Annotated in this window: 20 protein-coding genes; 10 read left to right on the top strand and 10 right to left on the bottom strand. The window is 70.3% G+C overall.

Features of this window, described 5'->3' with window-relative positions; all coding sequences use genetic code 11:
- Positions 1 to 606: 606 nt before the first annotated feature.
- Positions 607 to 1,836, top strand: coding sequence for a hypothetical protein (locus OIE67_RS30810; protein WP_326627000.1), 1,230 nt, complete (start codon positions 607 to 609; stop codon positions 1,834 to 1,836).
- Positions 1,820 to 2,590 (top strand): alpha-ketoglutarate-dependent dioxygenase AlkB, encoded by a 771-nt coding sequence (locus tag OIE67_RS30805; RefSeq protein ID WP_326626998.1) that lies wholly within the window; start codon positions 1,820 to 1,822, stop codon positions 2,588 to 2,590. Before OIE67_RS30810 ends, OIE67_RS30805 begins: the two co-directional genes overlap by 17 nt.
- Before the next feature lie 12 nt (positions 2,591 to 2,602).
- Here OIE67_RS30805 and OIE67_RS30800 read toward each other — a convergent pair whose 3' ends face one another.
- From OIE67_RS30800 to OIE67_RS30780, 5 genes are all read right to left on the bottom strand, one after another.
- Positions 2,603 to 3,208: a DUF6461 domain-containing protein gene (locus OIE67_RS30800; protein WP_326626996.1), complete on the bottom strand. Its 606-nt coding sequence runs from the start codon at positions 3,206 to 3,208 to the stop codon at positions 2,603 to 2,605.
- A gap of 111 nt (positions 3,209 to 3,319) precedes the next feature.
- Positions 3,320 to 3,493: an acyl-CoA dehydrogenase family protein gene (locus tag OIE67_RS55570; RefSeq protein WP_397020915.1), complete on the bottom strand. Its 174-nt coding sequence runs from the start codon at positions 3,491 to 3,493 to the stop codon at positions 3,320 to 3,322.
- A 57-nt stretch (positions 3,494 to 3,550) separates the two neighbouring features.
- Positions 3,551 to 4,093 carry a cupin domain-containing protein gene (locus OIE67_RS30790; protein WP_326626994.1) on the bottom strand — a complete coding sequence of 181 codons (543 nt, stop codon included), beginning with the start codon at positions 4,091 to 4,093 and terminating at the stop codon, positions 3,551 to 3,553.
- Positions 4,094 to 4,099: 6 nt separating this feature from the next.
- On the bottom strand, positions 4,100 to 5,716 hold the full coding sequence (locus OIE67_RS30785) for a long-chain fatty acid--CoA ligase (RefSeq protein ID WP_326645521.1): 1,617 nt from the start codon (positions 5,714 to 5,716) through the stop codon (positions 4,100 to 4,102).
- Positions 5,717 to 5,825: 109 nt separating this feature from the next.
- Positions 5,826 to 6,506 carry a TetR/AcrR family transcriptional regulator gene (locus OIE67_RS30780; protein WP_326626992.1) on the bottom strand — a complete coding sequence of 227 codons (681 nt, stop codon included), beginning with the start codon at positions 6,504 to 6,506 and terminating at the stop codon, positions 5,826 to 5,828.
- Positions 6,507 to 6,649: 143 nt separating this feature from the next.
- On the opposite strand from OIE67_RS30780, the gene OIE67_RS30775 reads away from it, so the two are divergent.
- The 6 genes from OIE67_RS30775 (at position 6,650) to OIE67_RS30750 (ending at position 13,193) form a co-directional block, all read left to right on the top strand.
- A complete protein-coding gene (locus tag OIE67_RS30775) occupies positions 6,650 to 7,693 on the top strand; it encodes an LLM class flavin-dependent oxidoreductase (RefSeq protein WP_326626990.1) in 1,044 nt (347 codons plus the stop codon).
- Positions 7,694 to 7,758: 65 nt separating this feature from the next.
- On the top strand, positions 7,759 to 8,769 hold the full coding sequence (locus OIE67_RS30770; protein WP_326626988.1) for a sugar ABC transporter substrate-binding protein: 1,011 nt from the start codon (positions 7,759 to 7,761) through the stop codon (positions 8,767 to 8,769).
- 17 nt (positions 8,770 to 8,786) lie between these two features.
- The gene (locus OIE67_RS30765) at positions 8,787 to 10,301 is read left to right on the top strand and encodes a sugar ABC transporter ATP-binding protein (RefSeq protein ID WP_326626986.1); all 1,515 of its coding nucleotides are present in this window, start codon (positions 8,787 to 8,789) and stop codon (positions 10,299 to 10,301) included.
- A complete protein-coding gene (locus tag OIE67_RS30760) occupies positions 10,298 to 11,272 on the top strand; it encodes an ABC transporter permease (RefSeq protein ID WP_326626984.1) in 975 nt (324 codons plus the stop codon). Before OIE67_RS30765 ends, OIE67_RS30760 begins: the two co-directional genes overlap by 4 nt.
- On the top strand, positions 11,269 to 12,315 hold the full coding sequence (locus OIE67_RS30755; RefSeq protein ID WP_326626982.1) for an ABC transporter permease subunit: 1,047 nt from the start codon (positions 11,269 to 11,271) through the stop codon (positions 12,313 to 12,315). The genes OIE67_RS30760 and OIE67_RS30755 overlap by 4 nt, the downstream gene beginning before the upstream one ends.
- The gene (locus OIE67_RS30750) at positions 12,312 to 13,193 is read left to right on the top strand and encodes an SMP-30/gluconolactonase/LRE family protein (RefSeq protein ID WP_326626980.1); all 882 of its coding nucleotides are present in this window, start codon (positions 12,312 to 12,314) and stop codon (positions 13,191 to 13,193) included. Before OIE67_RS30755 ends, OIE67_RS30750 begins: the two co-directional genes overlap by 4 nt.
- A gap of 217 nt (positions 13,194 to 13,410) precedes the next feature.
- Here OIE67_RS30750 and OIE67_RS30745 read toward each other — a convergent pair whose 3' ends face one another.
- The 3 genes from OIE67_RS30745 to OIE67_RS30735 all read right to left on the bottom strand — a co-directional run bounded on the left by OIE67_RS30745 (position 13,411) and on the right by OIE67_RS30735 (position 16,394).
- Positions 13,411 to 14,538 (bottom strand): serine hydrolase domain-containing protein, encoded by a 1,128-nt coding sequence (locus tag OIE67_RS30745; protein ID WP_326626978.1) that lies wholly within the window; start codon positions 14,536 to 14,538, stop codon positions 13,411 to 13,413.
- 63 nt (positions 14,539 to 14,601) lie between these two features.
- Positions 14,602 to 15,420, bottom strand: coding sequence for an ABC transporter permease (locus OIE67_RS30740; protein ID WP_326626976.1), 819 nt, complete (start codon positions 15,418 to 15,420; stop codon positions 14,602 to 14,604).
- Positions 15,417 to 16,394, bottom strand: a complete 978-nt coding sequence (locus OIE67_RS30735; protein ID WP_326626975.1) for an ATP-binding cassette domain-containing protein — start codon at positions 16,392 to 16,394, stop codon at positions 15,417 to 15,419. Before OIE67_RS30735 ends, OIE67_RS30740 begins: the two co-directional genes overlap by 4 nt.
- 52 nt (positions 16,395 to 16,446) lie before the next feature.
- Between OIE67_RS30735 and OIE67_RS30730 the strand changes: the two genes are divergently transcribed.
- Complete coding sequence (locus OIE67_RS30730) at positions 16,447 to 17,421, top strand: TetR/AcrR family transcriptional regulator (RefSeq protein ID WP_326626973.1); 975 nt, start codon at positions 16,447 to 16,449, stop codon at positions 17,419 to 17,421.
- A gap of 152 nt (positions 17,422 to 17,573) precedes the next feature.
- Here the strand turns inward: OIE67_RS30730 and OIE67_RS30725 are convergent, their stop codons facing one another.
- A complete protein-coding gene (locus tag OIE67_RS30725) occupies positions 17,574 to 19,001 on the bottom strand; it encodes a M81 family metallopeptidase (protein ID WP_326626971.1) in 1,428 nt (475 codons plus the stop codon).
- A gap of 12 nt (positions 19,002 to 19,013) precedes the next feature.
- Positions 19,014 to 20,150: an ROK family transcriptional regulator gene (locus tag OIE67_RS30720; protein WP_326626970.1), complete on the bottom strand. Its 1,137-nt coding sequence runs from the start codon at positions 20,148 to 20,150 to the stop codon at positions 19,014 to 19,016.
- 214 nt (positions 20,151 to 20,364) lie between these two features.
- Between OIE67_RS30720 and OIE67_RS30715 the strand changes: the two genes are divergently transcribed.
- Entirely contained in the window at positions 20,365 to 22,095 is a 1,731-nt protein-coding gene (locus OIE67_RS30715) for a peptide ABC transporter substrate-binding protein (RefSeq protein ID WP_326626968.1), read from the top strand.
- The last annotated feature ends 2 nt before the right edge of the window (positions 22,096 to 22,097 follow it).

Raw genomic sequence — 22,097 nt, 5'->3', positions numbered from 1 at the left:
GACACCTCCGCGGCCGGGGCGGGTTCGCCAGCCCGGTCCGGGGCCGGCGACATGGCGAGACCCCGGACGGAGGCCGCATCGGGCCGTGAGAGCCTCCTGGCACAGCAGTCACCATTCACGGTGTGACCAGCGCAGATGGGCGATCGACCTGGCCTTCGCCACCAAGGGCGAACTGGCCATCGGCAGAAAGCGAGGGTGCGTGTCTAATCGACCATGACGAACGACGGCTGCTGCTGTTCTGTCGCTGCGACGACGATCAGAGCTACCGGCTAGCGGCCTTGGCGACACTCGCCCGTACGTGGCCGGGCCGGCGGGTGGAGTGGGCCTATGGCGGCCTTGAGCAGCTCAAGGTGGCTGCCGGCCTCGCCGCGACAGGCTCTGAGTCTCCACTGGCGGGCGAAGAACTCCTGCCCCGGCCAGGTCGTCGCCGGTGTCCACCTCGACTTCGACGACCAGATGCCAGGGCGGCGGGGATACCGGCCCGCCCGCACACGAACAACGCCTTCACCCACCGTCCCATGGACCTGTCCGGCGAGGAGAAGGCTTTGGTCCACGCCGCGATCGCCGATCTCATGGCGTGAGGACGTCGTTCGATACAGTGGCACCGTGTACGGTTCCATGCACACGACAGGGCGGAAAGCCGCTCGTATCGAGAATGCGAATAGGTTCCTGATCGTGTCGTCGTCCTTACCGCGAGACGATGACACGATCCAGAATTTCAGTGGGCTCGTGCTCACCCTGGACGACTTTCTCGCCAACGGGCCCGGCTTGAGCCAGAAGACCGTATACCTGTGCGGCGACATATCCAGAATCAGCGGTCATGAAATCGACGCGGCCGCGCGGGTGCTCGTCGTCCGGGACCTTTCGTACGGCTACGACGAGGAGGCCCACCGGCCGTGGCGACCGGTGGACCTCGGCCAGGTTCCCGTCGGTGTGCACGGCGTCGGCGTGTATTACCGCCGCTTCTTCGATCCCGGCTCCGACCACTTCACCCGCATCTGTTCGGAGCACGCCTTCCAGTCACTCACGGAGTCCACCAAACCGGGTACGGCCCATCGCACCGGAATCTATCTGACCCCCGTCACGCGAGACGGCGACGACCTGCACTTCCGCCTGCTGCGATGCTCCACGAACCTCTCGGGACCGACCGAGAACTTCTCCGCGACGGACACACGGATCGTCGAAGCCCTGAACGACGAGGCCGACGCTGTATTCCGGGACCACGCACCGCTGAATCACGTCCTCGCGCAGATCTACCACAACACCCCGGCCGACGCCGAGCGCAAGCAGGCCAAGGCCAGGATCTCGTCCCATGCCGACAAGACCAAGGACATGCCCGTCAACGGCATCATGGCCTTCTGCACCTTCTACGACCAGCTCGACAAACTGCGCCCCTTGGACGCCTTCGACCACGGTCTGAACGGTGTCAGCGGCCTGACCAAGCTCCACTTCCGCCTCAAAGAACCGGCCGCAGACCGCGCTCTTCCCCAGCAGTTCACCCTCACGCTCTATCCCGGCTCCGTCTTCTTCATGCCGCTGTCCACCAACCGCCTCTACACGCATGAAGTCCGGCCCTCGGCCCTGGACGCCGACCTGCTCCCGACCCGCCTGGGTTATGTGGTCCGCTGTTCTCACGCCGAAGCCGTGCACAAGAACGGCCAGACGTACCTCAAGAGAAGCGGCGGCCTGACAAAGCTGGAACCCCCTACTCCCGAGGGCAGGAACGAACTGCGCAAGCTGTACGCCGAGGAGAACAGGACCCAGTCCTTCATCGATTACGGCGACGGATTTCTCTTCAGCATGAACATGGGAGACTACCTTGCCCCCCGAGCGTAGGGCTCTGGAAGAGATCCGCTCGTACATCCTGCCGATTCAAGGCGATCTCTTCGCGGAGCTGAGCGCATCGACGTGCTTCGAGGACGTGGGAAAAGGACGGTCGGGAGCCGTCCTGGTCAAGGTGGACGAGACGGGTGGCGTACCTCTCGTACGCACCACCACCCGATACGACACGCCGGCACAACGTTTCCAGGCGGTGCACGAGCGACTGGCCCAGCAGATCGAACAATGCACGTCACCGGCGGCCGGATTCAACAACGCCCTCATCGAGATCTACACCGACGCCTACACGACCATGGGCAGCCATTCCGACCAGGCCCTCGATCTGGCGGACGAGTCGTCCATCGCCGTCTTCTCCTGCTACGAGCATCTCGAGGCGAATCCACCGAGAAAGCTGATCGTCGAATCGAAAGAGCCCGACGGCGACATCGTCGAGATTCCCTTGACTCACAACAGCGCCGTCGTCTTCTCCGTGGGCCTGAACCGCCGCCACAAACACAAAATCGTGTTGGACAAGTCCACCCACCCGGCCGAGAACCGCTGGCTGGGCGTGACCTTCCGAACCTCGAAAACCTTGGTGCGCTTTCGCGACGGCCAGCCTCGCTTCGCGGACGGCGCACGCCTCACCTCGGCCGACGACGACCAGAAGCGCGAGTTCTACCAACTACGGCGCCGCGAGAACCAAGAGACGGACTTCACCTACCCCGCGCTTACGTACACCATCAGCGATAGCGACTTGATGCCGCCCGTCTGACGGAGGCGGGTATCAAGGGTTCCACGCACCCATCGGGATGACGTATCGCGTGTGCTCGGCCCGCAGCCAGTCGGCGCTCAACTGCTCGCCGGTCACCCGGCCGATCAGAGCGAACGCGGCGTCCGAGATGGTGTCCGGGTCGTGGTCGGCTCCCAGCGCGAGCCCCTTCATGTGGGCGTTGAGGGCGTCCGGCTCGCGGCCGGCCCGCACGTCGGGGGCGACCAGGCAGACGGTGGTCGTCGGCCGGCCGTCGGCCACGTACTCAAGATCGTCCATACCTTCGGTCTCGTACAGGGGCCATCCGAGGTAGAGCAGCTCGCCGCCGTTCGCCGTCAGTGACTGTTGCGGCTCGGGAAGCGCCAAGTGGTAACCCTCGTAGGCGATGATCTGCACCCAGCCCGGTGCCTGCTCGCCGATCCAGACCACTCCTTCGCGCGGCGACGCCGGGTCAAGGCCGTCCTCGATGCGCTCCCAGGTGCATGGTGTGGCCGAAGCCAGGTCGGCCCGCAGTCGCGTCGCCGCCTCCGCCACGCTCAGTCCGCTGCACCACGCGCTGACGAGACTGTCGTCCATGCCGTAGGCGCGCAGCAGTTCCCAGCTCTCCTCGGAAAGGTTCATCGACGTCCGCTCCGGTCAGAGGCCGAGGTCGCGGCCGATGAGTTCCTTCATGATCTCGTTCGAGCCCGCCCAGATCTAGGTGACGCGGGCGTCGGTCCAGGCGGTACTCGGTCATGCAGCCGTACCCGCCGTGCAGTTGCACTCGCCGGCCGCGCGCCAGGCGGCCCGGCCGATGCGCCGTTCGGCGGCGAAACGTTCCTGGTGAGGCAGCAGCTCGCGCGCGGCGAACGCGGCCACTGAGGCCCTGAACAGGTCGTGCTCGTCGTCGAACAACAGTCGGTCCATAGGCGGATGGCCTTTCGGGCGAAACGTGGGGGTCTCTGCCGCTGCCTCGGCCGCGGGTCAGGAGTCGCGTTCGGCGCCGATCAGGACGTAGCACATCAGCGCCGGCCGGTCGCCGCGGTTGTGCCAGGCGTGGCGGGTGCCCTGCTGGACCACGACGGCGCCGGGGGTCAGCTTGACCTCCTGGCCGTCGTCGAGCTCCAGGTGCAGCTCGCCCTCCAGGCAGATGCCGTAGTCGACGGTGTCGGTGGTGTGCATGCCGGGGTTGTCGGGCTCGAACACGTCCATCAGGCCCGGCAGTTTCCCGGCGGCCTCGGCGGCCAGCTCGCCGGGGTCGCCGAGCTGCTCGGGGGCGGAGGAGTCGGGGGCCCAGCGCAGGAACAGGATGCGGGTGCCGCCGGCGCCGGGGAAGAACGGGAAGGTCGTCGGCTGCCGCGGCTTGGTGCCGACCGTGGCGGTGCCGTCCTCGGTGCCCCACATCAGGTAGAACTCCGAGCCGGGGATGGCGCCGACGGAGATCGGCTCGGCGGGCCGGTCGGTGACGAACACCGAGGTGCCGTCGGGCTCCCGGCCGGTGACGATGAGACGAGGCTGGATGGGCATGGTGGCTCACTCCTGTGGGGGGTTGTCGTCGGACCGGCGCTGCAGGCGGAGCTGTCGTTTGGAGAACTTCCCGGTCGCCGTCTTCGGGATCTCGGGGACGAAGTGCACCTCCTCGGGGATCCACCAGCGGGCGACGTGCGCGGTCAGATGCTCGCGTACGTCGTCGGCGGTGAGGTCGGCATCGGGCCGGCGGACCACGTACGCGACGGGCCGTTCCCCCCAGCGGGGGTGGGGCACGCCGATCACGGCCGCCTCGGCGACCCGGGGGTCGGCCATGATGGCGCCCTCCAGCTCGACCGAGGAGATCCACTCGCCTCCCGACTTCACCAGGTCCTTCGTCCGGTCGACGATGCGCACGTAGCCGTGGGCGTCGATGGTGGCCACGTCGCCGGTCCTGAGCCAGCCGTCGTCGGTGAACGCCGGGCCCGGCCGCTCCTCGCCCACGTACCGGGCGGCGATGGTGGGGCCGGACACCTGCAGCTCGCCCGGTGTGACACCGTCCCACGCGATCTCCGTGCCGTCGTCGGCGGCCAGCCGCAGCTCGGTGAGCGGGATCGCCGGGCCGGGCGTGCCGATGACCGCGCGCCGCGCGTCCGGGTCCAGGTCGTCGTGCACGGTGGACAGCCGCGCCACCGTCACCACCGGGCTGGTCTCCGTCATCCCCCAGGCGTTGGTGAGGGGGATCCCGATGGCCTCCTCGTACGAGCGCGACAGCGCTCCGTCCACCGCGCCGCCGCCGCAGATGATCGTCCGCAGGCTGGACAGGTCGTGCTCCTTCAGCAGCGGCTCCAGGCTGCGCCACACCGTGGGCACCGCGCCGGTGAAGGTGACGCGATGCCGTTCCATCTGCGCGATCAGCTCCACGGGCCGCATCGCCGGACCGGGCAGGACGAGGTCCGCGCCGCACAACATCGCCGCGTACGGGAGCCCCCAGGCGTTGACGTGGAACATCGGCACCACCGGCATCACCACGTCGCGCTCGTTGATCCCGAAGGTGTCGACCATGAGCAGCAGCAGGGAGTGCAGGACCATGGACCGGTGGCTGTAGAGGACGCCCTTCGGGTCGCCGGTGGTGCCGGAGGTGTAGCAGAGCGCCGCCGCGGTGTTCTCGTCTGCGATGGAGAAGTCGCCGGCGTGCGGCGTGACCTCGGCGAGCAACGTGTCGTAGTCGAGGATCCTCGGGTCGTCGGGCAGCGGGGCGTCGGCGCCGTCGTCCATGACCACGATGTGACGGGGGCCGGCCAGCTTCCCGACCGACGGCCACACCACGGGCAGCAGCGAACGGTCGACGAAGAGCACGTCGTCGGCGGCGTCGTCGACGATGTAGCGGATCTGCTCGTGGAAGAGCCGGTGGTTGATCGTGTGCAGGACCCGCCCGGCGCACGGCACCGCGAGATACAGCTCGACGTGCTGCCGGCTGTTCCAGCCGAACGTGCCGACCCGGGCGCCGATGGGGACGCCGAGCCGGTCCAGCGCCGCCGCCAGCCGCCGGGTGCGCGCGCAGATCTCGGCCCAGGTCGCGGTGGTCTCGCCGTCCACGCGGCCCGTCACCACCCGCTTGTGCCCGAATTGGCGCTCCACCCGGCGGAAGATCAGGGGGAGGGCCAGGGCGTGCTCCTGCATCAAGCCGTGCATCTCGTTCGGCAGCCTTTCTGGAGCCGGGCGGGACCTCATCGCTTACTGAGCGCATAGTTAGTAACGAGAGCGGTGCTTGTCAAGCACGAAGCGGGCGCTACGCGCTCGTGGGGCGACGGCCGCGGACGGCGGCGGTCATGTGGACGGCCAGGTCGGCGTAGAACGCGCCGAGCGAGGCCGGGGTGTCGGTGCCGCCCAGCCGGTACCAGCGGACCAGGTCGACCCCCAGCGACAGGATCGAGCGCGCCAGGCGGCTGACGTCGTCCTGGTCGGCCGTCGCGCCGTCGACGATCCGGCCGACCGCGTCCCTGAAGATGGCGTTGAACTGCCCGCGCAGGTCGAGGATCTCCGCGTAGTGCTCGGCCGAGAGCGGGGTCAGCTCGTACTGGCAGACCCGCGCCGTCGTGTGGTGCTCGGCGTGCCACTCCACGAACACCGCGACCACCTGCCGCAGGTGGGTCTCCGGGTCGTCGCCCGGCAGCGTCGCCCGCAGCGCCTCCAGGGCCCGGCGGTGACCGCTGCGCACGATCTCGAACAGCACCTCCTCCTTGGTGGAGAAGTGCACGTAAAGGGCGCCGGGGGTGAGCCCGACCTTGCCCGTGATGTCGCGGGTCGTCGTCGCCTGGAACCCCTTCTCGGCGAAGCAGAGGACCGCGGAGCCCAGCAGGGCCTTGGTCACGTCCGAGAGGTCTTCGTCCCAGAGATCGCTGGAGGGTTCGTCCAGCCAGACGAGCGGGGGATTGCCACCCCGCCGCGGACCGCGACGCTTCGCGACCATCCCCGATCCTCCCCGATGCCGACCTCGACGCGCTGACATTACCGTCCCGTCCTACGTTCACGCGCACATCTTGACACCTCTCGCGCTCGCAGTAACTATGCGCTCAGTAAGTAGGTCCTGGCTCGCAATCGAGGAGATGCGGCATGCGCAAGGGCATCGTGGTCACGGCCAAGCCAGGGGTGGAAGACCTGGCGGCCAAGGCGGAGGAACTCGGGTACGACAGCTTCTGGGTCTACGACACGCCCATGGTCAACGGGGATCCCTTCGTCGGCCTGGCCCTGTGCGCCAAGGCCACCAGCCGCATCCGGCTCGGCATCGGCGTCACCTCGCCCGCCCTGCGCTCGGCCCCCGCCTGCGCGGCGGCCCTCGCCAGCCTCAACGCCCTCGCGCCCGGCCGCGTCATCTGCGGCGTCGGCACCGGCAACACCGCCCGGCGCACCCTGGGCATGAAGCCCACCACGATGGCCACCCTGGAACGTTTCACCCGCCAGCTCCAGGACCTCACCGCGGGCCGCCCCACCGAGTACAGCGAGGGCGAGCGCACCCGTGACGTGCGCTTCCTGCACGTCGGCGACTACGTCGACACCACCGACCCGATCGAGTTCGTGGTGGCCGCCTTCGGGCTCAAGGCCGCGCGCATCGCCGGCCGCCGTGGCGCGGGCACCATCTCCTTCGGCCTGCTCGACCCGGCGGCCTGGCAGGCGTTCGGCGAGGCGCACCGGGCCGGGGCCGCCGAGGCCGGCGTGACCACGCCGACGACCTCGTACGTGATGACCTCGATGCACATCCTCGCCGACGGCGAGAACCCGCACGGCGACCTCGCCCGCGACTCCATGGGTCACGTCGCCATGGCGCTGCTCACCTTCGCCGCCGACAACCCCTCGTTCCTGGACGGGCTCGAACCCGACGAGGCCGACGCGGTGCGGCGGCTGCTCGACCGGCGCGGCACCACCGCCACCGCCGACGACCGCCACTTCGTCCTGTACGAGAACTACCTCGGCCGCATCTACCCCCAGGACCGTGACCTGATCGTCCCCTCCCTGGTCGACAAGCTCGGCCTCGTCGGAACCCCCGACGACCTGGTCAAACGCGTCGCCACCCTCGAAGCGTCCGGCATCGATGAGCTGCTCCTGCAGCCCGTGCTCGACCCCGACCAGGAGATGGCCGACTTCGCGCGGCTCCTGTGACCCCCGCGTCCTGACGACGGCGCGAGCCCTCACCCCCCATCACGCCGAAGGGTCGAAGGAGAACCATGTTCCGCACCAGATCCCTCGCCGCCGCCACACTCGGACTCACCCTGCTGATCGCGGCCTGCGGCGGTCAGCCCACCGCGCCGTCCCCGTCCGGCGGCGCCTCCGGGACGTCGCTGTCGGGCCGGACGATCGCCCTGGTCGGCTACGGGAACGGCAACCCGTGGGGCGCCTACTTCAACAAGGTCTTCACCGAACGCCTGGCGCCCACCGGCGTGCAGATCGGCGACATGACCACCATGGATCCGGGCACCCAGGTCCAGAAGTTCAACCAGGCCGTGGCGCAGAAGCCGGACCTCATCGTGGTCTCCATCCTCGACACCACGGCGATGGCGGTGCCGATCAAGAAGGCCGGGGCGGCCGGCGTCCCGGTGCTCGTCTTCGACGGCCCGCCCGACCCGTCGGTGGCGGACGCGGTGATGTCGGTGCTCTCGGACAACGAGAAGCTCGGCGAGTACGCCGCCCAGAACATCATCGAGGGACTCAAGGCCCAGGGCCGCGACTCCGGCGACATCATCGTCCTGACCGGCACCAAGTCCATGCTCGTGACCCAGCACCGGATGAAGGGCTTCAACAAGGTCCTGGCGACCGCGCCGCAGTACAAGGTCGTCGACGAGCAGGACGCCAACTGGGATCCGCAGCTGTCCGGCACCATCGCCCAGCAGCTCCTGGCCAAGCACGGCAAGGACGGGGTGCAGGCCGCGTACGGCATGGCCGACTACATGGCGCTGCCGATCATCCAGGCGGCCAAGCAGGCGGGCTTCACGATCGGCGGCAAGGACGGCCTGATCGTCACCAGCAGCAACTGCTTCAAGGCCGGCATCGACTCGATCAAGGCGGGCGAGCTGTACGGCACCGCCACCGAGGATCCGGGCACCATCGCCGAGCAGACCGCCGACTACGTCGTACGGTACCTGACCGGCAAGAACCCGCCGCGCAGCGAGACCGTCCAGGAGGAACGGGTCACCGCCGCGAACGTCGGCGAGTTCGCCGAGCAGTGCAGCCACGCATGAGCCCGCCGGAGCCACGCATGAGCCGGCCAGAGGGGAGCGGTCCGCTGCTCCGCGTGGAAGGGCTGGCCCACGCCTTCAACGGCGTCCCCGCGGTGCGGGCGGTCTCCTTCACCGTGGGCGCCGGCGAGATCCACGGCCTGTGCGGGCACAACGGCGCGGGCAAGAGCACGGTGGTGAAGATGTTGTCCGGGCAGCTCGTGCCCGACCGCGGCCGCATCGTGATCGGCGGCGAGACGGTCGAGCTGCGCGGCCGCCAGGCCGCCCAGCGCGCGGGCGTGGCGCTCGTGGACCAGGAGCTGAGCGTCGTACCGGCTCTGACCGTGCTCGACAACATGCTGCTCGGCGACATCGGCGTGCCGTTCGTCAACCGCCGGCGCGCGGCCGCGGCCCGGTGCCGGCGGATCCTGGACGACCTGGGCCTGGAGCGCATCGACCCGGACCAGCCGCTGTCGGCGCTCGGCATCGGCGAGCGGCAACTGGTCGAGATCGCCAAGGCGCTCGGCCAGAACGCCCGGCTGGTGATCCTCGACGAGCCCACCGCGACCCTCAGCGACGCCGAGAGCCGGCACGTGTTCGCCGCGATCCGGCGGGTCGCGGCCACGGGCTGCTCGGTCGTCTTCGTCTCCCACCGGCTGGCCGAGGTCCTCGACCTGTGCGACGTCGTGACCGTGCTGCGTGACGGCCGCGACGTCGCCACCGGTCCCGCCGCCGGCCTGACGGTGGACGAGCTGATCACCCGGATGCTCGGCGAGACCAGCCACCGGCCGTCCGCCGCGCGCGGGCCGGCCCAGGATCCGGCGCACGCGCTGCGGATCGAGAACCTGCGCGTGCCGGGACGGCTCGGCGGCTTCACCCTCACCGCCCCGGCGGGCCGCGTCCACGCGCTGGCCGGACAGCTCGGCAGCGGCGCCTCCGACGTCCTGCGCGCCCTGGCCGGCCTGCATCCCGGGGCGACGGGGACCGCCGAGCTGCGCGGGCGGCCGGTCCCGCTGCGCGACCCGGTGCGGGCCGCGCGCGGTGGGGTCGCCTTCGTCTCCGGCGACCGCAAGTCCGAGGGGCTGTTCCTCGGCAAGCCGACCGCGTGGAACCTCGTCGCGACCCGCCTGCCCGCGCTGGGGCGGGCCGGCGTCCTGCGGCCCGGCCACGAGCGGCGCGCCGCCCGGGCGCTCGCCGAGCGGTCGGGCCTGCCGCGGGAGCGGCTCGACGATCCGGTGGGGACGCTGAGCGGCGGCAACCAGCAGAAGGTCTTCGTCGGCCGCTGCCTGGAGAACGCGGACGTCCTCGCCCTGCTGCTGGACGAGCCGACCCGGGGAGTGGACGTCGGCGGGCGCGCGGCGATCCACCGGCTGCTGCGCCAGGCCGCCGATTCCGGACTTGTCGTGATATTTGCCTCCACCGAGCTGGAGGAACTGCTCGAACTGGGCGACGTGATCGTCACCATGCGCGACGGCCGGATGGTGGGCCGGTACGAGGGCGACGTGGACGGCGCGCTGCTGATGCGCGACATGACCGGCGGGGCGGAGCACGTATGACCGCCGAGACAGGGGCCGTTGCGGCGGACGGGTCGGCGCGCAGGTGGCCGCCGCGCGTCATCACGGCGGGTCTGGCCGTGATCCTCCTGGCGCTGCTGCTGGTCCCGGCCGTGACGACGCCCCGCTTCCTCACCCTCGACAACGCGCGCGCGATCCTCGCCTCGGCCGCCTTCGTGGGCATCACCTCGGTCGGCGCGACCATGGTGATGATCGCCGGGTCCGGCGTGTCGCTGGCCACCTCCCAGATCGCGACCGTCGTCGCCATGTTCTTCCTCGGCACCCAGCACCTCGGGCTCGGCGCCGCCCTGCTGATCGCGCTCGCGGCCGGCGTCGCGCTCAACGCCTTCCAGGGCGCGGTCATCGGCTACTGGAAGGCCGACCCGATCGTGCTCACCATCGCCGGCGGGTTCGCCATCGGCGGCGCGGCCACCTGGTTCAGCGGCGGCACCACGGTCTACCCCGGGGCGCGGGGGTTCGAGGTGCTCAACGCCACCCCACTGGGCCTGCCGCTGGCCGTGTACGTGCTGCTCGCGGTCACGGTGGTCGTCGAATGGACGCTGCGCCGCACGACGGCCGGCCAGCAGATGTACCTGGTGGGGGAGAACCGGGCCGCGGCCCGTGCGGCCGGCCTGCCCGGCGGCCGGGTGACCGTGCTCGCGTGGGCCGCCTCCGGCGCGTGCGTCGCCCTGACCGGGGTCTTTCTCGCCTCGTTCACCACCTCCGCCACCGTGACGCTCGGCGGCACTCTCACCCTCGACGCCATCGCGGCGGTCCTCGTGGGCGGCACCGCGATCTCCGGCGGCCACGGCTCGGCCGTGCGGACCCTCGGCGGCGCGGTGCTCATCTCCGTCATCTCCGACGTGCTGCTGCTGCGGGGTTACTCGACCGGCGTGCAGATCCTCGTGAAGGGAGTCCTCGTGCTCACGGTCGTCCTCGTCGTGCACGTACGCTCCGGCAGGGGCCGGCGATGACCGGCCAGATGACCCGCCGGGTGATCGGCCGGGTGATCGGCCGGTCGTGGGGCCGGCCGGAGCACGCGATGCCCGCGATCTCCCTGCTCCTCGTGCTGGCCGCGTTCGCCTGCTCGCCGCTGCTGAGCGGCCGGCCGCTGGAGGCGTTCGACGTCTACAACGCGTTGCAGGGCTTCGCCCAGCTCGGCCTGCTGGCCCTGGCGATCGGCATCACGATGATCGCCGGCGAGTTCGACCTGTCGGTCGCCGGGACGTACGCGCTCGGCGGCATGCTGGCCGTCCAGACCGGCACGCATTCGCCGGTCATGGGCGTGCTGGCCGCGGTGGCCGCCGGAGCCGCCGTCGGCGCGGTGCAGGGCGGGCTGATCGCCCGGTTGCGCGTCCCGTCGCTGCCGGTCACGCTCGCCACGTACATCGCGCTGCTGGGGCTGACGTACACGATGTCCGGCGGGCTGAGCGTGACCTACGCCAACGCCGACGCGACCCTCTGGGTGGACCAGCAGATCGCCGGCGTCCTGTCGCCGCGGAGCCTGCTGACGCTGGCCGCCTTCCTCCTCGCCGCCGTCGTGCTGGGCGGCACCAAGCTGGGACGCGAGCTGCGCGCCATCGGCGGCGACCGCCGGGCCAGCCGGGTCGCCGGCGTCGGCGTGGACCGGCGGATCGTCGGGATCTTCACGCTGTCGGGAACGCTGGCGGCGCTGGGCGGCGCCCTGCTCGGCTACAGCTACGCCTCGGCCAACCCGGACCCGGGGCTGCAGCCGCTGATCCTCGCCGTCGTGGCCGCGCTGCTCGGCGGCGTCTCCCTGGCCGGTGGCCGCGGCGCCCCGCTGGGGCTGCTGGCCGGAACCCTGTCGGTGGCCCTGCTCGCGCAGATCGTCGCGGTCACCGCCCTGCCCGACTTCTCCACCCAGCTCCTGTACGCGGCGCTGCTCGCCGTCATCGTCGCCGTCGAGAGCCCCGGCCTGCGCCAGGCGATCGAACGCCTGCGAGCCCGCCGTACCGGCAGCACCGCCATGACCCCATCGCAAGGAGGAAGACCATGACGGAGACCACCACCGTGGCCGAGGGCTTCAGCTTCCTGGAGGCGCCACGCTGGCGCGACGGGCGGCTCTGGTTCTCCGACTTCTACACCCACCGGGTGCGCTCCATCCGCGAGGACGGGTCGGACCTGCGCGAGGAGGCCCACGTCCCCGAGCAGCCCTCCGGCCTGGGCTGGCTGCCCGACGGACGGCTGCTCATCGTCTCCATGCGCGACCGCAAGCTCCTCCGCCGCGAGCAGGACGGGACCCTCTCGGTCCACGCCGACCTCGGCAAGCACGCCACCGGCCACCTCAACGACATGGTCGTGGACGGCCAGGGCCGCGTCTACGTGGGCAACTTCGGCTTCGACCTGATGGGCGGCGCGCCGCTGGAGCCGGCCTCGCTGCACCGGGTGGACCCCGACGGCCACGTCACCGAGGTGGCCGACGACCTCTGGTTCCCCAACGGCAGCGCCATCACCTCCGACGGCGTGCTCGTGGTCGTGGAGACGTTCGGGAACCGCGTCACCGCGTTCGACCTCACCGGCGACGGCGAGCTGGTCAACCGGCGGACGTGGGCGGAGTTCGGGCCGCTGCCCGCCGACCGCGGCATCGCCGAGGTGCTCGGGCAGTTGTCGGTGGCCGGCGACGGAGCCTGCCTCGACTCCGAGAACGCGCTGTGGATCGCGGACGCCATCGGCAGCCGCCTCGTGCGGGTGGTCGAGGGCGGCACGATCACCGATGAGCTCAGTCCCGGCTCACCGGTGTACGCGTGCGCCCTCGGCGGCGCGGACGGCACGACCCTGTTCGCCTGCGCCGCACCCGACTTCCACGAGCAGGCCCGCGCGGCGGCCCGCGAGGCCCGCATGCTCGCCATGCGCGTGACCGTCCCGGCGCCCTGACCCCCTCATCGCGCCGGACGAGGCAGCGTTCGCCGCAGGGCCCTTGACGCCAGGTACGGCGGATCCTCAGGCGGCCCCACCCCATGGTCCCGGAGACGCGGATCGCCGGCCCGCCGGGGTGAGGGCGTCGCCGGATCCGTCCGGCGGCTTGTCCGGCCCGCCGGCCTGGGCGTTCACCGCCCCCTGCGCACGTGGCCGGGCTTCTCCGGGGAGCCGGTCAGCCGAGGGCGACACCGTACATCGCCTCGATGATCCTGATGGGGATGTCCAAGGTCCTCGGCTCGATGTTGGCGTGGATGGCGACGCTTCGTCGGCCGTCGTCGGTGCTCAGCGCGAGGGTGAAGGATCCCGGGAGGGTGCCGCTGACGCCTCGCACGGTCTGACCGTCCATCGCCGCGCTGTCGAACTCGATCACGCCGAGGCCGTAGCGAGCGTGCGGCAGCCAGACGACGCTGTCGCCGCCGACCGTGGTCCACATCTCCTGGTGCTGGGCCGGGGGTAGCAGGCCGCCGGTCGCGATCGCCCGGAGAAAGCGGGTCAGGTCTTCGGTGGTGGAGACGACGCCGCCGGCCGCCCACCCCCATGAGGTGTTGAGCGCGGTGACGTCGACGGGGGGCTTGTCATAGTCGATCATCGACGCCCAGTTCTCCGCGGTGAGCGCCGCCGGGTCGACTCCGTCCTTGAGGGCGCCGGCGACATAGCCCGTGGGATGCGGGTGGGGATAGCCGGTGGCGTCGGCGGGACGTACGTAGGTGTGGGACAGTCCGAGCGGCCGGATGACGGTGCGTTCGACTTCGGTGGCGTAGGTGCCGCCGGTGACCTTCTCGATGATCGCGCCCGCGAGGTAGTAGCCGCCGTTGGAGTAGAGGAACTGCTCGCCCGGCTTGGCGACCGGCGGCTGGGACAGGGCGAGCTCGATCAGTTCGGAGGTGGTCCAGTTGCGGGTCGGCCGGGTGGCGATGCTGTTCTGCAGCTCTGGTGCGAGGCCGGTGAGGAAGAGGCCGCCCGTGTGGTTGAGCAGATGCCGGACGGTGATCCTGTCGCCGTCGTAGCCACCCGTCTCCAGGACGCCGGGCAGCCACGTGCTCACCGGATCCGCAAGGCTCAGCCTGCCCTCGGCCGCCAGGGCCAGCACGGTGGCGGCGGTGAAGGCCTTACCGGAACTGCCGATGTGCAGGAACTCCCCGGACTGACGCGGATGCCCGGTAGTGAGGTCGGCCACTCCCGCCGTGCCGAACCACGTTCCGTCGCCGTCGTGAACTTCGGCGACGATGCCGGGAACGCCGTCCTCGGCCACAGCCTGGGCCAGGATTTGCTGCACCTTTTCGTAGGTGTTTGTTGTCATTTTGTCGCCTTTCGGAGGAGGACGATGCAGAAGAGATCAAGCGGTGTGCGGGTACCCGGCCGTTCAGCGTCCTCGGCGCATGTAGGCGCGGAGCGACAGTGGGATGAACACCACCAGCAGCGCGGCCGACCAGAGCAGCACGGTGGCGGCTGGGTGCGTGAGCGGCCAGGCCACGTCTGCGTACGGGGCCCCCGGGTTGCCGAACCGTTGCCGGGTGGCGGCGGTGAGCGCGCTGATCGGGTTCCAGTCGGCGATGAACCGCAGCCAGGCGGGCATGCCGTCGGTCGGGACGAACGCGTTGGACAGCATCGTGATCGGCAGGAACAGCGGCGCCAGCTGGGCGGCGCTCCGCTCGTCCTTCACGGCCAGGCCCAGGTAGACGCCCACCCAGCTCAGCGCGTAGCGCAGCAGCATGATCAGCGTGAACGCCTCGGCGGTGGGCAGGAGGCCGTGGTGCGGCTGCCAGCCCACCAGCAAACCTGTGGTCACCATGGCGGCCAGGAGCAGCATGCCGATCAGAAGGTCGGCGCCGGTGTGCCCGAACGGCACCGCGAGCCGTGCCATCGGCATGGAGCGGAACCGGTCCATCACCCCTTGAGAGGCGTCGGCGGCCATGCGGCCCATGACCCCCTGCACGGCGGTGAAGGTCACCATGGCGAACAGGCCGGGCATGAGGAACTCGCGGTAGTCGCCGCCACCCGGCACCTGGATCGCGCTGCCGAGAACGTAGCCGAACAGCACCACCATGATGATCGGGAAGGCCAGCGCGGCGACGATCTGCCCGGGCTCCTGCCGCAGCCGCGCCAGCTCGCGGCCGACCAGGGTCAGCCCGTCGGTGAACGTCCAGCGCAGGCGGCTCAGGGGTGTGGTACGGCTGGTCAACGGACGGTCTTCTCGTCGTCGGTGAGGCGCAGGAACACCTCGTCGAGGGTGGGGCGGCGCAGGCTCACGTCGGCGGTGGCCACTCCGGCGTGGTCGAGTTTGCGCACGATGTCGGCGAGGCGGAGGCCGGCGGGGGGCAGGGCCACCGTGAGCCGACCGGAGTCGATCATCGTGGGTTCGGTGCCGGCCAGGGTCTTCAGGACGGTCGCGGCCTCGGCCAGCGCGGCGGGGTCTTCGAGGGTGACGTCGAGGTGGTCGCCGATCACGGCCTTCAGTTCCTCGGGCGTGCCGGTGGCGATCACCTGCCCCTGGTCGATGACGGCGATGTCGTCGGCCAGCTGATCGGCCTCGTCCAGGTACTGCGTGGTGAGCAGCACCGTGGTGCCCTCGGCCACCAGTTCGCGGACGCTGTTCCAGATCTCGCCGCGGCTGCGCGGGTCCAGGCCGGTGGTGGGCTCGTCCAGGAACAGCACGTCGGGGCGCAGGATGAGGCTGGTGATCAGGTCGAGACGGCGGCGCATGCCACCGGAGTAGCCGCTGACCGGGCGGTCGGCGGCGTCCGTCAGGCCGAAGCGCTCCAGTAGCTGGTCGGCCCGCCGGTGTGCCTCGCGCCGGGACAGGTGGGACAAGCGCCCGAACATGCGCAGGTTGCCGTGGCCGGTGAGCTTCTCGTCCACGGCGGCGTACTGGCCCGCGAGCCCGATCCGCTCGCGCACCATGCCGGCCTCGCGGACGACGTCGTATCCGGCGATGCGGGCGCGCCCGGCGTCGGGCTCGGACAGGGTCGCCAGGATGCGTACCGCAGTCGTCTTCCCGGCGCCGTTCGGCCCGAGTACGCCGCACACCGTTCCTCTGAGGACGCTCAGGTCCAGGCCTCGTAACGCAGGAATGCCGCCGAAGGACTTGCGCAGCCCTTCGGCGACCACGATCGGATCCGTCGTGATTCCTTTAGTGAGTACATTGTACGCGGTCATGGCGGCCAGATTAGGGGACCGGGTACCATGTACGCAACTAGGGGGTGTGGCAGTGACGGATGCCGAGTACGTGAGCATCTGGATGCGGCCCGAGCGCCCGGCCCGCGGGCCGAGACCGGCCTACAGCCGCGCGCAGATCACCGACGCGGCGATCCGGATCGCCGACGCCGAGGGGCTGGAGGCCGCCACCATGCGGCGGATCGCCGCGGAGATCGGCGCGGGCGCGATGTCCCTCTACCGGTACGTCCCCAGCCGCGACGACCTCGTCGAACTCGTCGCCGACCGGCTGCAGGGCGAGATCGACGTCGAGGGCATTCCCTCAGGCGACTGGCGTGCCGATCTGACCCGCTACGCCCACGAAGTGCGGGCGATGTGGCTGCGACACCCGTGGATCACCACCGCGCAGCGGTCACTGCCCAGCTTCGGCCCTAATCAGTTGCGCCTGATCGAACGAGTTATGGGCGTTCTGGAGGCATTGGTCCCCATCGACGAGAACCTCGGCCTGATGACCCTGCTGAACAGCTACGTCGAGGGCGCCGTTCGTGAGGAGATCAGCTCGGCCGGGGAGATCCGCCGCAGCGGGCTCAGTGAGTCGGAATGGATCGCACGGAGCGGCCCGTACTTCGAACACCTGGTGAAGGGCGGAAAGTATCCGATCTTCACCAGGATCGTGATGGAGGCGCGCCAGCCGCGCCTGAGCCGCGACGACCAGTTCCGGCATGGGCTGGAACGCGTCCTCGACTTCGTCGCCACGACCCTCACCCGGGCGGCCGAGCTGCCGGCGGAGGTCCGGCGCGACCGCTCCCCGATCGCGCCACCCCATCCGCCTGACAGCCCTTGTGACGAAACCTCGGCCACGGCCCCCAGCAGGACCGAGAAACGTGATGAAACGACGGGCGATCTCACCTCGGCCCCCGGCTGCACGGTGTGTGGCAACGTCATCCCTAGAACCGTCACCGGACGTCCTCGCCGATACTGCTCACGGGCGTGCCAGCAAAGCGCTTACCGCACGCGAACGCGGGCTTGACTCAAAGGCTGTTCGCCGTATGACGGGCCGCTTCCTTGATCGGGAAGAGCCGCAAAACTGATCCTGCCTGACCGCTCGGCCGTACGCCGGCACCAGTCCTGCTCTCCGTAGCGCCGGCCACCTCGACCGCGTTCGTCCTCACCGGAGCGGGCTCAGCCGAAGGTCGCGTCCTGGTCCAGCGGGAAGATCGGGCGCCGCAGGTTACGGTACGGCAACCGGTGCAGATCCTGGTCCACGCCCCCCGGCGTGAGCGCCAGCATCCACCCGGCCGCGGCCTCGAACAACTCCGGCTCCAAGTACCCGATCTTGACCGTGACCACGTCGGCGCCGGCGACGTCCACCCCCAGCCGCCGGTAGGACGAGAGCAGCCGGTACTGCATCCGCCGCGAGGTCAGGAACACGCTCAGCCCCCCGACTCGCACGCTCACCACCCGCCCGCCGTCGGGGTCGTCGGCCAGCGCCTCCAGCGTGCCCTCCAGCAGCAGCGGCCCCGGCTCCCGGGTGTCGAGCCGGCCGCCGGCGCGCACGCTGACCGGCGAGCCGACCGGCAGGTGCCCGACACGCGCCACCGCCTCGGGGTCGAACAGGGAGGCGTAGACGGCACGCGCCGAACCGTCGCGGATCTCGGGCCTGGCCAGCATCCGCTCAAGCGCGTAGGTGACGTCGTCGGCTCCGCCCGCGCCCGGGTTGTCGCCGGAGTCGCTGATGAAGTACGGCCGGGGCGAGCCCTCCTTCAGCGCCGTGTCCAGGCACTCGTCCATGGAGCCCGTGGGCGCGACGAAGGCGAAGTCGTCACGGGCGTCCCAGAACGCCTGCCCCAGCTGGCGCGCCGCCCGCTCGGTGGCGGCCGCGTCGGTGCCGGTGGCCACGACCGCCCCGGTGCAGCGCGGCTCGTCGGCCCAGGCGAAGCCGATCCAGATCGCCGCGTCGATCACCCCCGGCCTCGACTCGACCTCGGGAATGCGGGCGTACAGGCCACGGGCCGGCTCGACGCGGGTGCTGGTCATCTCGCCGGGCAGCAGGATCGGCACGTGGACCAGCGTCTTGTGCGGCCGGCCACCCGCTCCGAGCGCGGTGACGAGGTTGCGGGCGGCGCGCTCGCGGGTCTCCCAGACGTCCACGTGGGGCGCGGTGCGGTAGCAGGTCAGCAGGTCGCAGCCGTCGAACAGGGTCTCGGAGACGTTGCCGTGCAGGTCCATCGCCGCCGACACCAGCGGCTCGGGGCCGATGACCGAGCGGATCGCGGTGATCAGATCGCCCTCGGCGTCCTGGCGGCCCACGACGCTCATCGCGCCGTGGAAGTCCAGCAGCACGCCGTCGAACGGGCCCGCGGCCAGGCCCTCGACGATCTCGGCCCGCCAGGCGTCGTACGCGGCGGGCTCGACCGCTCCGCCCGGCAGGGCGCGGGCGTGGACCAGGGGCACCCACTCCACCCCGGCCGCCCAGTCGTCGCCGAGCCAGTCGTACCGGTCGAGCAGGGCCCGGCCGCGGGTGACCTCGAAGTCGGCGGTGCCGCTGAGGTGGGGTGAGAAGGTGCTGGACTCGATGTGGATGCCGCAGACGGCGATACGCAGGGACACTGCACAGGCTTTCTAGGAGGGACGGATGTCGGCGGTCTCGCGGAGGAGGTGGCCCAGGCCGATCAGGGCCGCGTCCGGGCCGGCCACGCTCGCCTCGATGGACAACGACTGGGTCAGCGGCGGCAGGCAGCGTTCGTAGAGCACGCCTTTCACGGCCGCCACGTAGACGTCCAGGGTCGACAGCACGCCGCCGAGCACGACCCGGTCGGGGTTGAGGAAGTTGACCAGGCCCGACACGGTCACGCCCAGCAGCCGGCCGGCCTGGCGGACGAGGGTCACGACGGCCGGGTCGGCGTTGTCGACGGCGTCGATGACGTCGCGGGTGCTGGACACGGGCAGGCCGCGCCCGGCCAGCTCGCGCACCAGCGCGGCGCCGCTGGCGACCGTCTCCAGGCAGCCGCGGCTGCCGCAGGAGCATTCGCGCTCGCCGCTGTCGGCCACGCGCACGTGGGTGACGTCGCCGCTCAGGCCGCGCCCGCCGCGGTAGATCTGGGCGCCGCTGATCAGGCAGCCGCCGATGCCGGTGCCGGCCTTGATGTAGATCATGTCGCCGCCCTCCCCCCGGGTGACGTGCTCGCCGATCGCCGCCGCCTTGGCGTCGTTGTCGACGACCGAGGTGACCTCGAAGCGCCGGCGCAGGTCGTTCTGGACGTCGTATCCGCTCCAGCCCGGCATGCGGGCCGGGCCGATGAGCCGGCCGTGCGGGAAGTCCACCGGTCCCGGCAGGGCCATGCCGACAGCCAGGAGCCGGCGGCCGGGCGCGTGGGAGTTCCTGACGGTGTCGAAGGCCGCGGTGACCGTGTCGAAGATCGCCTCGGGCCCCGCTCCTATGTCGACGGCGAACTCCTCGGCCGCCAGCAGGGCCCCGGAGGGGGAGCAGAGGCCGACGCGGGCGTGCCGGCCCCCGAGCTCGGCCACCGCGAACACGCCTCCGTCCTGGCGCAGCCGCAGGATCCGCGGGCGGCGGCCGCCGGTGGAGACGCCCACGCCCTCCTCGAGGATCGTGCCCTCCTCCAGCAGGCGGCGCACCACGCTGGAGACCGTCGAGGGAGCCACCTGGAGGGTCTCCACCAGATCCGCGCGGGAGGCGGCCTTGCCGCTGGCCAGCAGGCTCAGGGCCTGCTCACGCAGACTAGCGGGGTCGGACATGCCTCTCCTCCCAGACGAGCACCACGGATGCTCATCATCGAGCACCAAGACGATCATCGGAAGATGCCGCCGCTGCGGACTCTATCCCGAAATAAGTGTGCCGAACAAAGGTGATTTTTCGCATTGACTTACTACTTGTACCTCTATACATTCTCCGGACTGAAGGACAGAAGAGCCCCTTGGAGGGCACGTCCACGTCTCGACGAGGAGAACCATGGGGACGAGAACCCGCATCGTGTGCGGCGTGGTGGCCGTCGGGCTCGGATTGACCGCCTGCAGCGCGGGAGCCGGCGGCGGCTCGCCGCAGGGTGGCGCGCAGGCCAAGGACACCGTGACCGTGGCCCTCCGCACGCCGAACTGGATCCTGCCGATCTCGGCCCCCGGCTTCACCCAGGGCGAGAACGACATCTTCGGTACGGCCCTGTACCGAAAGCTGTACAGCTACCAGCTCGACGGATCCAGCCCCGACAACGTCAACCCGGAGCGCTCGCTGGCCGAGCCGCCCGAGGTCAGCGACGGCGGGAAGACGCTGACCATCACGCTCAAGGACAACACCTGGTCCGACGGCAAGCCGATCACCACGAAGGACGTCCAGTTCTGGTGGGACCTGGTGACCACGAACAAGGACAAGTGGGCCTCGTACAAGCCGGGCGGCTTCCCCGACAACATCGCCGCCTTCAAGGTCAAGGACGACAAGACCTTCTCCCTGACCACGAAGAAGGCGTACAACGCGGCCTGGTTCGTCGGCAACCAGCTCAACCGCATCGTGCCGCTGCCCCAGCACGCCTGGGACAAGGGCGGCGACGCCAAGAAGACCTTCGAGGAACTGACCGCCGCCTCCAAGGACCCCAAGTCGTACGCGACGAACCCGCTGTGGAAGACGACCAGCGGGCCGTGGAAGCTGGAGAGCTACGTGCCCAGCGGCGAGGTGGTCCTGGCCAAGCAGGACGCCTACTCGGGCCCCGACAAACCGAAGCTGAACAAGATCGTGCTGCGGCCGTTCACCGGCGACGACGCCGAGTTCAACGTGCTGCGCGCCGGGCAGATCGACTACGGCTACATCCCGCCCGCGAACCTGTCGCAGCAGTCCTACCTGGAGTCGAAGGGCTACAAGACCTCACCCTGGTACGGATGGTCGATCACCTACCTGCAGCTCAACTTCAACAACCCCAAGACCGGGGTGCTGTTCAAGCAGCCGTACCTGCGCCAGGCGCTGCAGATGCTCATCGACCAGCCCACCATCAGCAAGGTCATCTGGTCCGGCATGGCCGCGCCCACCTGCGGCCCGGTGCCCGCCAAGCAGGGCGCGCCGGCCGGTCAGGGCTGCGCCTACCCGTTCGACCCGGCCAAGGCCAAGCAACTGCTGGAGAGCCACGGTTGGACGGTGACCCCCGACGGGCAGACCTCCTGCGCCGACCCCGCCCTGTGCGGTGAGGGCATCGCCAAGGGCACGCCGCTCAGCTTCACCGTGACCAGCCAGTCGGGCTTCTCCGCCACCACCAAGATGTTCGCCGAGATCAAGTCGGCGATGGCGAAGGTCGGCGTGCAGCTCGCCATCAAGGAGGTGCCCGACTCCGTCGCGGTCACCCCGGCCTGCAAGCCCGACGAGTCCGCGTGCGACTGGGACATGTCGTTCTTCGGCTCCCAGGGCAGCTGGTACTACCCGGCCTTCGCCTCCGGCGAGCGCCTGTTCCAGACCGACGCCCCCGTCAACCTCGGCAGCTACAGCAACCCCGAGGCCGACAAGCTCATCGACAAGGCCCAGTTCTCCGCCGACGCCGGAGCGCTGCAGGAGTACAACGACTTCCTGGCCAAGGACCTGCCGGTGCTCTGGATGCCGAACCCCGTCTACCAGATCTCCTCGTACCGGTCCGAGCTGCAGGGCGTGGACCCGCAGGACCCGATGAACCTGATGTACTTCCAAGACTGGTCCTGGAAGAGCTGACC

This window comes from Nonomuraea fuscirosea (genome assembly GCF_035917475.1).
GTDB lineage: Bacteria > Actinomycetota > Actinomycetes > Streptosporangiales > Streptosporangiaceae > Nonomuraea > Nonomuraea fuscirosea.
Note: the sequence above shows the minus strand (reverse complement) of the source record. Positions and strands in the feature narration are given on the sequence as shown.